General features: G+C 65.2%; 9 protein-coding genes and 1 tRNA gene. 8 read left to right on the forward strand and 2 right to left on the reverse strand.

From position 1 onward, the window contains the following. Nucleotides 1-17: 17 nt before the first annotated feature. The 6 genes from ABZY45_RS09645 (at nt 18) to ABZY45_RS09670 (ending at nt 9147) form a co-directional block, all read left to right on the forward strand. The gene (locus ABZY45_RS09645) at nt 18-1652 is read left to right on the forward strand and encodes a class I SAM-dependent DNA methyltransferase (RefSeq protein ID WP_356737859.1); all 1635 of its coding nucleotides are present in this window, start codon (nt 18-20) and stop codon (nt 1650-1652) included. Next, nucleotides 1645-2853, forward strand: a complete 1209-nt coding sequence (locus ABZY45_RS09650; RefSeq protein ID WP_356737861.1) for a restriction endonuclease subunit S — start codon at nt 1645-1647, stop codon at nt 2851-2853. Before ABZY45_RS09645 ends, ABZY45_RS09650 begins: the two co-directional genes overlap by 8 nt. Next, nucleotides 2850-6164 (forward strand): type I restriction endonuclease subunit R, encoded by a 3315-nt coding sequence (locus tag ABZY45_RS09655; protein WP_356737863.1) that lies wholly within the window; start codon nt 2850-2852, stop codon nt 6162-6164. Before ABZY45_RS09650 ends, ABZY45_RS09655 begins: the two co-directional genes overlap by 4 nt. Before the next feature lie 220 nt (nt 6165-6384). Then, nucleotides 6385-6570 carry a hypothetical protein gene (locus ABZY45_RS09660; RefSeq protein WP_356737865.1) on the forward strand — a complete coding sequence of 62 codons (186 nt, stop codon included), beginning with the start codon at nt 6385-6387 and terminating at the stop codon, nt 6568-6570. Further along, nucleotides 6552-7973, forward strand: coding sequence for an N-6 DNA methylase (locus tag ABZY45_RS09665; protein WP_356737867.1), 1422 nt, complete (start codon nt 6552-6554; stop codon nt 7971-7973). Before ABZY45_RS09660 ends, ABZY45_RS09665 begins: the two co-directional genes overlap by 19 nt. A 946-nt stretch (nt 7974-8919) precedes the next feature. Next, the gene (locus ABZY45_RS09670) at nt 8920-9147 is read left to right on the forward strand and encodes a hypothetical protein (protein ID WP_356737869.1); all 228 of its coding nucleotides are present in this window, start codon (nt 8920-8922) and stop codon (nt 9145-9147) included. Nucleotides 9148-9278: 131 nt separating this feature from the next. Here ABZY45_RS09670 and ABZY45_RS09675 read toward each other — a convergent pair. Then, nucleotides 9279-9352 (reverse strand) — tRNA-Arg (locus tag ABZY45_RS09675). An 845-nt stretch (nt 9353-10197) separates the two neighbouring features. Between ABZY45_RS09675 and ABZY45_RS09680 the strand changes: the two genes are divergently transcribed. Together ABZY45_RS09680 and ABZY45_RS09685 are read left to right on the forward strand one after the other, a co-directional pair. Beyond that, entirely contained in the window at nt 10198-10449 is a 252-nt protein-coding gene (locus tag ABZY45_RS09680; RefSeq protein ID WP_032790114.1) for a type II toxin-antitoxin system VapB family antitoxin, read from the forward strand. Then, complete coding sequence (locus tag ABZY45_RS09685) at nt 10446-10862, forward strand: PIN domain nuclease (protein WP_356737872.1); 417 nt, start codon at nt 10446-10448, stop codon at nt 10860-10862. Before ABZY45_RS09680 ends, ABZY45_RS09685 begins: the two co-directional genes overlap by 4 nt. A gap of 396 nt (nt 10863-11258) precedes the next feature. Here ABZY45_RS09685 and ABZY45_RS09690 read toward each other — a convergent pair whose 3' ends face one another. After that, nucleotides 11259-11840 carry a Uma2 family endonuclease gene (locus tag ABZY45_RS09690; protein WP_356737874.1) on the reverse strand — a complete coding sequence of 194 codons (582 nt, stop codon included), beginning with the start codon at nt 11838-11840 and terminating at the stop codon, nt 11259-11261. Nucleotides 11841-12031 lie beyond the last annotated feature (191 nt).

A 12031-nucleotide genomic window follows, 5' to 3' on the forward strand; every position in this document is an offset into this window, starting at 1 on the left:
AGGAGACCTGAGCGCCCATGCCGCCCCGGAAGAAGAAGCCCGCCGACCAGGCGGAGCTGTTCACTGCCTCCACGCCCAAGGAGATCCAGGCCATCCTTTGGAAGGCCGCCGACAAGCTGCGCGGCTCCATGGACGCCAACCAGTACAAGGAGTTCGTCCTCGGCCTGATCTTCCTCAAGTACGTCTCCGACGCTTTCGAGGAGCGCCGCGAACAGCTCGCCAAGGAACTCGCGGAGGAAGGCATCGCCGAGGACCGCCTGGATGAGTTCCTGGAGGACCAGGACGAGTACACCGGGCACCACGTCTTCTGGGTCCCCGAGAGCGCCCGCTGGTCCTCGATCTCTGCCAACGCCAAGAGCGGCAGCGTCGGCGAGGTCCTTGACCAGGCGATGGACGCCATCATGAAGGCCAACCCGTCGCTGACCGGCGTCCTCCCCAAGATCTTCAACAAGGACAACGTCGACAAGAAGCGCCTGGCCGAACTCGTCGACCTCATCACCGACGCCCGCTTCGGCGGCAACGACGACAAGCCCGCCCAGGACGTCCTCGGCGAGGTCTACGAGTACTTCCTCGGCAACTTCGCCCGCGCGGAAGGCAAGCGGGGCGGCGAGTTCTACACCCCGAGCAGCGTCGTCCGCCTCCTAGTGGAGGTCCTGGAACCGTACGAGGGCCGCGTGTACGACCCGGCCTGCGGCTCCGGCGGCATGTTCGTCCAGGCCGCCAAGTTCATCGAGGCCCACCGTGGCCGCGGCCACAAGGCCGACATCTCCGTCTACGGCCAGGAACTCAATGAGCGCACCTGGCGCCTGGCCAAGATGAACCTCGCCATCCACGGCATCGACGGCAACCTTGCCGCCCGCTGGGGCGACACCTTCGCCGACGACAAGCACCCGGACCTCAAGGCCGACTACGTCATGGCCAACCCGCCCTTCAACATCAAGGACTGGGCGCGCAACGAGTCGGATGCGCGGTGGAAGTACGGCGTCCCACCGAAGTCCAACGCCAACTACGCCTGGCTCCAGCACATGATCAGCAAGCTGGGGGAGCGGGGAACGGCCGGTGTCGTCCTCGCTAACGGCTCGATGAGCAGCCAGCAGAGCGGGGAAGGGGAGATCCGGCAGGCGCTGGTGGATGGGGACATGGTGGCGTGCATGGTCGCGCTGCCGGCACAGCTGTTCCGGACGACGGCGATTCCGGCTTGTTTGTGGTTCCTGGCGAAGGACAAGTCGCCGGGGGGTGTGAAGGGGCAGAAGGCTGCGGCTACGGATCGCCGGGGCGAGATCCTGTTCATCGATGCCCGGGACATGGGCGAGATGGTCGACCGCACTGAGCGCGTTTTGACGGACACTGACCTTGCGAAGATCGCGGGAACTTACCACGCGTGGCGTGGGACGACGAGCGCCAAGGATGCGGGGGAGTCGTATGCAGACGTGCCTGGGTTCTGCGCGAGCGCGGACTTGAAGACGGTCCAGGAGCGCGGGTATGCGCTGACGCCGGGGCGGTACGTCGGGGCGGTCGAGGCGGAGGAAGAAGACGTCGAGGCGGTCGGGGAGAAGATCGCGCGGCTGACCGGGGAGCTGTACGAGCTGTTCGACAAGTCGGACGAGCTGGCGAAGTCCGTGCGCGAGCAGCTGGAGAAGATCGATGGCTGAGTGGCCCACGGTGAGGTTCGAGGAAATCGCGGCCCCCGAAAAGAGCGCATTCTCAAAGCCCTACGGTTCTGCGTACACAAGGAATGATTACGTACCGAGCGGGATTCCGCTGGTGCGCGGCGTGAACTTGGGTGCAGGTCCGTTTCATGACGACGATTTCGTGTTCATCTCTTCGGAGAAAGCTGACACGCTTCCTGGTGCAAATCTGAAGCCGGGTGATCTGGTGATTACTCACCGTGGGACGATCGGTCAAGTTTCGATGATCCCTCGAAATCCGCGACATGACCGCTATGTGTTGTCTACGAGCCAGGTGAAGGCTCGGCTTGATCATGCTAAAGCCGTTCCCGAGTTCTATTACTATTGGCTGCTTTCGCCGGTGGGGCAGAAGGAAATTCTGCAACACGTTTCCACGGTCGGAGTTCCGGGGCTTGTTCAGCCGGTTGCGACGGTTAAATCATTCAAGGTGCCAGTTCCGAGCCTGGATGAGCAGCGGAGTGTGGTTGCTGTCCTAGGGGCGCTGGACGACAAGATCGCCGTCAATGAGCGCATCGCCACAACTGCTGATGACCTCTCCCGGGCGCTCTTCGGTGAGGTTTTGCTGAAGTCGGTCGATGGATTTAGTGATCAGCCCCTGTCGGCTGTGGCGGAGTTCATCAACGGACGGGCTTTCACGAAGGGTGCCACCGGGACGGGGCGAATGGTTGTGCGGATTGCTGAAATCAACAGCGGTCCGGGGGTCTCTACGGTTTACAACGAAATCGACGTTCCGGATCGGCACTTGGCTCGCCCTGGCGACTTGCTGTTCGCGTGGTCTGGTTCATTGACTGCTGCGCGATGGTTTCGACCCGAAGCGATTATCAATCAGCACATCTTCAAATGTATTCCGAGGGATGGGTATCCGATTTGGCTGGTGAGTCAGCTAGTGCATCGGAAGTTGGATGAGTTCCGTGCAATCGCTGCCGACAAGGCAACCACGATGGGGCACATTCAGCGCAGGCACTTGGATGAGCCTGTACCGGTTCCAGGCCCCAAGACGTTGGGGGCTCTGGATCGAGTGATTAGCCCTCTCTGGGAGCGCGCGCTGGTAGCTGAACAAGAGTCTCTGAGCCTCGCCACCCTCCGCGGCACTCTCCTCCCCCAACTCATGTCCGGCCGCATCCGTGTCAAGGCCGCCGAAAAGATTGTCGAGGATCACGTATGACCACGCACGGGAACGACGACGGCATTGGCGACACCCCCGCCCCCGACAACTTCCGCCCCCTCGAAATCGACTGGGAGTTCCTCGCCCTCGAAGAGCTTCTGGAGCTTGACTGGCCAAATGCCGAGGGCAATGAGCTCGCGCCCGGTTCCGGTCACCGCCGTTCGTGGGACGACCTGATCCTGTACTCCGATCTCCGCGAGGCCATCGAGCGGCTCAACCCCGCCCTCCCCCCGGAGGCCGTCCGTGAGGCCCTCGCGACCGCCGCGACCCCGACCTCCCAGGACACGTACGAGGAGAACCGGACCGCGCACGGCTACCTGGCCGAAGGCGTCCACTCCGTCACGTACACCGACGCGCTCGGCGCCGAGCACACGCCGACCGTCCGGATTGTTGACCTGGAGCACGCGGACGCGAACACGTACCGCGCCGTCCGCCAGGTGACCGTGATCAACGGTGAGCGCAACCGCCGCTTCGACCTCGTTCTGTACGTCAACGGGCTTCCGCTCGCCGTCATCGAGCTCAAGAGGGCCGGCGACCCGAACGCCACTCTTGCCGCCGCGCACACTCAGATCCGGCACTACGTCGAGGAGTTCCCGACCGCCTTCCGCTACAACGCGGTCGTGCTGCTCTCCGACGGGATCACCGCGAAGTACGGCACCCCCTTCACCCCGTACGAGCACTTCGCCCCGTGGAACACCGACGAGTTCGGCGCCCGCGTGGACACCGTGGACGCTGCCGCCGTCCACGCCGACGCCGATGCCGACATCCCGACCGGCCAGGACCTCGCCCTGCACGGCCTGTTCACCCAGCCCCGCTTTCTCGCCCTCGTCCGGTCCTTCATCAACTTCGTGCCGGCCAAGCGCATGAAGCGGATCGCGAAGCCGCACCAGTACTTCGCGGTCACCCGCGCCGCCGATGCTGTACGCCGCGCCGCCGCTACCGACGGCAAGGCCGGCGTGGTCTGGCACACCCAGGGCTCGGGCAAGTCCGAGGAGATGGTGCTGACCACCAACCTCGTCATGCGCGACCCCGCCCTGCACAACCCCACCGTGGTGGTCGTCACCGACCGCACTGACCTCGACGACCAGCTCTTCGACACGTTCAAGGAGAGCGAGGTCCTCCCGGAACAGCCCCACCAGTTCCTCAACCGCGCCGAACTCCGCGAAGAACTCGCCGCCAAGCGCACCGGCGGTATCCTCTTCACTACCCTGCAGAAGTTCGGCAAGACCAAGCAGGAGAAGGAATCCGGGACCGACCACCCCCTCCTCTCCGAGCGACGCAACATCGTCGTCGTGGTCGACGAGGCCCACCGCAGCCACTACGACCACCTTGACGGCTACGCCCGCCACCTGCGCGACGCGCTCCCGCACGCCACGCTCCTCGCCTTCACCGGCACCCCGATCTCCGAGGCCGACCGCAACACCCGCGAGGTCTTCGGCGACTACATCGACACCTATGACCTCAAGCGGGCCGCCGACGACGGCGCGACCGTGAAGGTCTACCACGAGAGCCGAGTCGTCCAGCTCGTCCTCGACCACGACGTCGACCCCACCACGATCGACACCGAGGCCGACCGCATCACCGACGGCCTGGACGACACCGAGCGCACACGCGTGGAGCAGGCCGTCGCCACCATGAACGCTATGTACGGCGCCCCGGCCCGGATACGGGACCTGACCCAGGACCTGGTCGAACACTGGGAGGCGCGGCGCACGGCGATGCTGCCCTTCGTAGCGGACGCCGACGACGCACCCGGCGGAGCCCCCGGCAAGGCGATGCTCGTCTGCGCCACCCGCGAGATCTGCGTCCGCGTCTACGACGCCCTGAAGATCCTGCGCCCCGACTGGCACACGGACGACCCGACCACCGGCGCCATGAAGATCGTCTACTCCTCGGACTCCCGCAAGGACTCCAAGGAACTGCGCGTTCACGCCCTGCGCGACTCCCAGCGCAAGGCCGTCATCAACCGTGCCAAGGACCCCGAGGACGAACTCCAGCTCCTCATCGTCAACAACATGCTCCTGACCGGCTTCGACGCACCGTCCATCCACACCATGTACCTGGACCGGCCGCTGCGCGGCGCCGGCCTGATGCAGGCCCTCGCCCGCGTCAACCGCCGCTTCCGCAAGAAGGAGGACGGCCTCCTCGTCGGCTACGCCCCCCTCACCGAGAACCTCCAGAAGGCCATCGCCGAGTACTCCGCCGACGACCAGGCCGACCGGACCCTCGGCCAGCACATCGGCCGCGCCCTGGACGAACTCCGCAACGAGTACGACATCCTCGATCAGATGCTCCTCGGCTGGAACTGGCGCGAACGCCTCTCCCGCCCCGACCCGAAGGCTTTCATCAAGGCGGCCTACACCACGGCCGAGTACCTCCGCAGCCCCGCTACCCAGGGCAACAACCCCGACCAGCTCGACGACCCGAACCAGACGCTCAGTCGCCGCTTCCGCGAGCACGGCTACCGCCTGGAGCGCTTCTTCGCCTTGGCCGGCTCCTCCGCCGACATCTCCTCCCGGTTCACCGACCAGCCGTACTGGAAGCGTGACATCCAGTTCCTCGTCGAGGTCCGTACGTACATGGCGAAGCTCGACGCCATGGACCGTGAGGCCCAGGGCCTGCCCGTCGCCCGCGACGTCGCCCTCTACCTCTCCCAGCTCACCTCCTCCGTCGTCGAGACCGGCGGCGTCACCGACCTCTTCTCCGAGGCCGGACTGGACAAGGCCGACCTCACCCACCTCAACGACGCCTTCGTCGGCCGCCTGCAGAACAGCGAAACCCCGCACCTGGCAGCCGAAGCCCTGCGCCGTCTCGTCGAGCAGAAGATGCGCGAGCAGACCCGGCACAACATCGTCCGCCAGACCGCGTTCTCGGTCCGCCTCCAGGACCTGATGACCCGCTACATGCGTCAGCAGCTCACCAGCGCCGAGATCATCGCCCAGCTGGTGGAACTGGCCAAGACGGTCGCGGAAGACGCCCGGCGAGGTGAGAAGTTCACCCCGCCGCTGGGGAACGATGAACTCGCCTTCTACGATGCGGTCGCCGACCTCGGCAGCGCTCGCGACCTCATGGGCGACGAGGTCCTCTCCGGTATCGCCCGGGACCTTGTGGTCCAGGTCCGCAAGAACCTCAAGAAGGACTGGATCGCCCGCGAACCGGTCCGGGCCAGGCTCCGCGCCACGATCAGGCGCCTCCTGGCCCGCCACGGCTACCCGCCGGAGCAGTCCAAGGAAGCGATCGACCTGGTGATCCGCCAGATGGAACACTTCGCCGACAAGTGGTCCCAGGACGGCTCGACCGCGGACGCATAGCCCTCGTCCGTATCGGCTCCTTGCCCCGGCACAGCGCTTGCTTGGCGCGGCTGTTCTCTGCCCGGTTGGATGCCCCGTGTTGAGACTGGCATCGGACGTGTCCGCTCCCCTTGCTCAAAAGCAAATTCCAGTGCTGCGCGACGCGGAGAGCGCCCGGCCGCTACCTTCGAGTCCGCGGAACGGTCCGCAGAACGGTAGAGAAGTCTGGGGGAGTTAGGGCATGTCGCAGAGAGCGCTGCTGTTGATGGTGGTCGTCCTGGCGTCTGTGGTAGTGGGGCTCGTGGCCGGCATTCTCGAGTTCGCGGGCGCGGGGAAGACTGTCACAGCTGTCAAGTACGGCGGTGGTGCCTGTGGCGTCGCCATGCTCATCGGACTTGCCACTGTTACGTGGCTGATGTCGTCGTGATCCCGAAGGAGCGAGGAAGCGAGCTGGGGCGCCTGAAGTACCGGCGAGTGCTTCTGGCCGTTGAGAAGCTGCGCAGCACGACTGATGCCGAGACGACGTACCGACTCGCCTTTCAAGTGGTCTACCTCCACTGCTGGTCCAGCCATGGAGCAGCAGTGGAGCCGGGGCGCCCGTGGCGCCCCGGCTCGGGGTCCGCGGGTGCGATGCTGAATGCGATCTGGCCGCGTACGCCCGTCGCTCGTACTTACAACCTGCCCGCGTGCCGCGACGAAGGCGTGAGCCGCCCCTTCGAGCTCATCGATCCGGCTCTCCGCGAGCTGATCGTGGAGGTTCGGCGGCTGGAGCCCGACGTGGGGCTCTTCGATGTGTTGCTCGACATGTACTCGACGCGCTATTCGCGCGGCGATGACTACTTCACGCCGAATGATCTGGCGTACCTCTTCGCAGGACTGGCTGCTCCCCGAGGAGGGGAGGTGGTTCGGGACCCGGTGTGCGGAAGCGGGCGACTACTGCGAGCCGCCGCCTACCGGGCTCGAACCCAAGGTGGCGAGGTGCGCTTGTCCGGAGCGGATCTCAATCCGACGGCACGCTATGCCGCGGCCGTCAACCTTGCCCTGCACGGATTGCATGCCGACCTCGGCAAGGGAGAAGCTGACAGCCTCCGGGCTGGGACGTCGCCGGAACCGGCCGACGTGATCGTCGCCAATCCTCCTGTGAACCTGCGAGATTGGGGGCATGGCGAACTCAAGGACGACAGACGGTGGACCCTGGAGGTACCACGGCCGGGCAACGCGAACTTCGCCTGGGTCCAGCACATTCTTGCCGACCTGACCCCGCAAGGGCGGGCCGTTGTCCTGCTCTCCCCCGGAGCAGCCCACAGCAGCAATAGCACCGACGGTCTGATCCGTCGCAGGTTGCTCGAAAACGGTCTGGTTGTAGGCGTCGTGGCTTTGCCGGCATGGCTCTTTCCACACACCAGCACGAGCATGGCGCTGTGGCTGCTCGCCAAAGGGGAGCGGCCGAACACCCATCGGGTCCTGTTCGCGGATGCAGGAAAACTACCGACAGCGAGGGACGGGTCACGGCGCATTTTCGACCAGGACTCGGTCGAGCGCCTTCTGCGGATCTTCGGTGAGTGGCAGGGCCTCCGGCGCTGTGAGGACGAGGGCGCTCCTGAATCCGCGCCATGGTGCCGTGCGGCGAGTCTTGAGGAAATCGCTGATGCGGGCTTCGACCTGACTCCCGCGCGCTATGTGCGGAACGGGGGCACCGCGCAGTTGCATACAAGTGACGGAGACCGGAGCCGTAAGGCCGAGCTGCATGAGTGCATGGATCGTAGCGCCGCAGCCAGGAACCGAGTCCGTGATGCCCTGGAGAGCAGGCATGACTACAGAATCGGATGATGTCCCCACTCCGTGGCCCGTCGTTGAGTTGCGTGAATTCCCTGGGGTCGAGTACGCCGCCTACGGAATTACGCGACAGCAGAAGGCATCCGGCGGAATCCCTATGATCCGCGCCACAGAGATTGTCGAGGGAGGTGTGCACGTCCAGGAGTTCACATTTGTGCCTCCCGATGTGGCCAGACGCCACCCACGCAGCACGCTGAGGTCCGGGGACCTCCTTGTCGTGCTCGTGGGGCGTGTGGGGGAGGCAGCAGTTGCAGGGGAGGAGCACGCAGGATGGAATGTCGCCAGGTCGCTCGCAGTCGTCCGCTGGACACCAGAGGGCCGCGCCCAACAATGGGATCTGTGGCTTCGATGGTGGCTGAAGACCTCGCAGAGCCAGAGCTATCTCACGCTGTCCTCGTCGAACGCCGAGCACATGACCTTGCCTCTGCAGGCACTCAACCGACTTCCCGTGCCAGTGCCTCCAGCGCCGGCGCGGGAGAGGCTGCTTTCGCTGATCTCGCTTGCTGAGCGCAAGAATGCGTTGAACACCCGGATTGTGTCTTGCGCGACGGAACTAGCGGATGCGCATTTCATGGAGGCGCTGCAGGCGTGCGGGCAAGGTCCCGCTACTGAGCGTGCAGTAGGCGAAGTGTGTCAGGTTACGGCTGGTGCGGCACAGTCTCTGCCGGACAGCGAGCAGTCGGCTATGCCGTGGGTGTCTCCCCGCGAAGTACTGAACTGCAGGTCAGTACATCTGGGTGCAGTGACTTCACGCACCGTGGCCCAAGCGGAGGTTGTAAGCCCGTCCGGCAGCCTCTTGATCGCGCCCCGTCCCGGGGAGGTGCGGACCGTGCTCACTACTACGCCGGTAGTGCCAGGCCGGCGGACGCTCGCCATTTACACGGAGTCCGAGGTCGATCGGATGTGGTTGTTGCACTCGCTGCGTTACCGGAGGCGGGAGTTGACGGCCGTTACGCAGGGCGAGCAGGCCCGCGCGATGAGGCGCAAGGACTTTTCCCGTTACAAGATCCCCTGGCCGACCGATGCGGTGAGGCGGGACTTCGCCAGGCGTGCTGCTGCCCTGCACGACCTCGCCTACGCCTCCGCCAGGGAGCGACACGTGATGGAGGAGCTGGTGGTGCACGAGCTGGAGAAGGGGGGCCTGGCGCGTCTCACTTCGGCCAGCTGAATGCCGACCTGATCCACGTTGCCCCTCTCCGGAGCACGGAATCCAACGCTCTGAACGAACGGCGCAGTACCGCGCGCACCGTTTCTCCGCTAGCGGTCCGAGAGCGCCCTGACTAGCCATGTCTGGGGCGCCCCCGGCAGGCAGGACTCGAACCTGCGGCCAAGCGCTTAGGAGGCGCCTGCTCCACTCGCTGAGCAATGCAGGCTGACCTGCGACAGCGCGGAAGCTTCTGACTATGCCCCGCCAAACCGGGGGTATACGGGAGCTGTGGATGCTCGCGCCGGCCCCGAGGTCTGGACGTGCATTCTGGGCGGCGGCCAGGCGTCGGAGCTGGCCGCTGGCGTCCAAGGAGACCGCGAGTGAGCGCGAGCGCTGTGCTGCTCTGCGGGGTTCGGTGCGGTGGCACGAGCCTGATGCGGCGCTCGTAGAAGTTCCGCAGACTTCAGGCATGTGGGGGCGCTTCCGGGTAGCGTTGGCGATCTTCGGTATTCTTGTACTTTGTCGCGCATCCCGTGCTGGGATGGTGCTGGGATGCGCCCGCATTTCCGCAGGTCGCAGCCTTGTGGTGGAGTTCCGCTTCAACGTGTAATGGCTGACTTAGCAAGCATGCAGGTCAGATGGGGTCCGACTCTTCGGAGTCGGACCCTTGGTTCTTTCCCGTGCTGGGATGGTGCTGGGGTACGGGCGGGCTGCCCGTGCTGGGATTGAACTTGCGTACAGCTCAGCTCTTCTGTGTATACAGCCACCTCGGCGGGGCGTGCCTGGCAGTTGTGGAGTGGTCATGAGGACTTCTCCAGTAAGTACTCACGCATGTGGCGCCTGAGGCCCTCAAGGACTGTTCTGTCGGAGCGCCTCGGTCGGTCCGCACGCCTTCGGGGGCCGAGTGAGGCGCTCAATCTGGAAGCTGAAACCTCCGGGTGACGTTCGATATCCGGCGCTGTGCTCCAGCCTCTGATGCAAGTTGCTCTCAGGGCATCCAGGCGGGTCGATGTAATTTATAGCTCAAAATTGATATCATTGGCGAGTCGTTGGGCTGTGGAGGGATGACTGATGGCCAGGACTGTGATCGATCTGGACGAGGAGATCGTCGAGCAGGCGATGCGGGTATACGGGGTGAAGACGAAGGTCGCCGCAGTGCGGGCGGCCATGGAGGAGGGGGTGAGGCTGCGGTTGCGCCGCGAGCTGTTCGATGCCATTGATGACGGTGAGTTCGAGGACGCGTTCGCGGAGATCCGGTCGCAGACGGGGCCGCGGAATCCGGACGGTTCGCTGAAGCGTGAAGGCGGGGCTTCGGCGGCGTGAAGGGGCGCTACCTCATCGACAAGTCCGCCTTGGCCCGCCGGGGTAAACCGGCGGTGCGGGCCCGGCTGGATGCGCTGGACCGTGACGGGCTCCTAGCGGTGTGCGCCCCGACCGAGTACGAGGTTCTGTATTCGGCGCGCGGAAAGCCCGCGGCGCTGCGTCTGCGTGCTCTGCTCCGTGGTTTCGACTACTTGCCTTGCAACGACGAGGAGTTCGAGCGGGCGCTCTCGATCCAGGCGTTGGCGCTGAACGCTGGATTCCACCGGGCGCTGTCGCTGGCCGACGTCCTCATCGCGGCGACGGCCGAACGGCACGGGGCCACGGTCCTGCACTACGACGGCGATTTCGACATGATCGCCTCGGTGAGCGGGTTGCAAGCCGAGTGGGTCGTGGAGCCCGGCACCGCCGACTGAGCTGGGAAACGCCGCATGTCGTGCTAGCGAGTGCCTCGATGGGTGACAGCAGAGTCCACGCATCGTTGGCCGGGCCGTGGCGAATCCATTTGGCGGCGTGGTACGGGTGCCGCAGTTGAAGCTCGGGCTAGAGATTCGAGCACGCGTACACCGGCAGGCGCAGCTGTTGGGTAGATCCTCGGCGTCGAGCGTTCTTGTATTTTGGCGTGAATCCCGTGCTCGGATGGTGCGGGGACGCGCTCGCACAACCGCAGGTCAGACCAGTTGTGGTGGAGTTTCGCTTCACCGTGTAGCGGGTTGGTCGCTGCAAGTTGGCGTTCGCCGGAATGCTGGTCAGAGGGGCCGGATGCGGGTGAGTCCGGCCCCGCCGCATTCACGTGCTGACTGGTGCTGAACTCAGCCGCGGCGGGGTGGAGCGAGCTTCTCCAGGTCGAGGTTGATCTCGAATGGCACCGGACGGTTGAGTGAGCCCCTGAAGATGCCAACGGGTACGTAGGTGGCGGTTGGCTCGTCAAGCTCGTAGACGTGGACGACGGGCGCTCCGCCCTCGTCCTCGATGCGCCAGTAGTGCGGGATGCCGGCCGCTGCGTATTTGTGGAGCTTCACTGTGCGGTCCCGGTGTGCGGACTCGGGGGAGACCACCTCGACGGCGAGTCGTACTTCATCCGGTGCAAACCAGGTGCGGTCACCGTCGAAGTCGGCTGTCGTCACCAGCAGATCCGGCTCGGGCCGATTGCGTTGATCGAGTTTGATGGTCATCTCCCGTCCGACCCTTACGTCGGCCGGCGCCTGCTCCATGAGAGCCACGGTGAGCATCGTGACGAGATGGCCGTGCCACCACCGCTGCGGGGACATCATGAAGACGAGGGCTCCGTCGATCAGCTCGGTGTGGCGCGGTGCTTCCGGGAGGCGGTCCAGGTCCTCCGCGAACCAGCCTTCCGCGCGGGGCGGGCGCATCCAATCGGGCAGTGCGGTCATGGCTCAACCGTAGCGACTCGGTGAGGTCCGGGCCACGAGCTCGACGACGGCAGAAACAAGAACCGTCCTCGTCGCCCACAGGTGTGCCGTCTGCTCGCGCTCCGCTGCCGCGTCACACCGTGTAGCGGCTGACATTCGCGACGTCACTGATCTGGCTGGCTCGACTCCCAGGAGTCGGGCCCTTGGTTCTT

The sequence above is a fragment of the Streptomyces sp. NPDC006516 genome, from assembly GCF_040611875.1.
GTDB lineage: Bacteria > Actinomycetota > Actinomycetes > Streptomycetales > Streptomycetaceae > Streptomyces.

What these genes read in the sequence shown, in the direction of transcription:
- ABZY45_RS09680 (WP_032790114.1), top strand. Translation starts at nt 10,198, where the DNA reads ATGGCCAGGACTGTGATCGATCTGGACGAGGAGATCGTCGAGCAGGCG.
- ABZY45_RS09690 (WP_356737874.1), bottom strand. Translation starts at nt 11,840, where the DNA reads ATGACCGCACTGCCCGATTGGATGCGCCCGCCCCGCGCGGAAGGCTGG.
- ABZY45_RS09660 (WP_356737865.1), top strand. Translation starts at nt 6,385, where the DNA reads ATGTCGCAGAGAGCGCTGCTGTTGATGGTGGTCGTCCTGGCGTCTGTG.
- ABZY45_RS09645 (WP_356737859.1), top strand. Translation starts at nt 18, where the DNA reads ATGCCGCCCCGGAAGAAGAAGCCCGCCGACCAGGCGGAGCTGTTCACT.
- ABZY45_RS09650 (WP_356737861.1), top strand. Translation starts at nt 1,645, where the DNA reads ATGGCTGAGTGGCCCACGGTGAGGTTCGAGGAAATCGCGGCCCCCGAA.
- ABZY45_RS09655 (WP_356737863.1), top strand. Translation starts at nt 2,850, where the DNA reads ATGACCACGCACGGGAACGACGACGGCATTGGCGACACCCCCGCCCCC.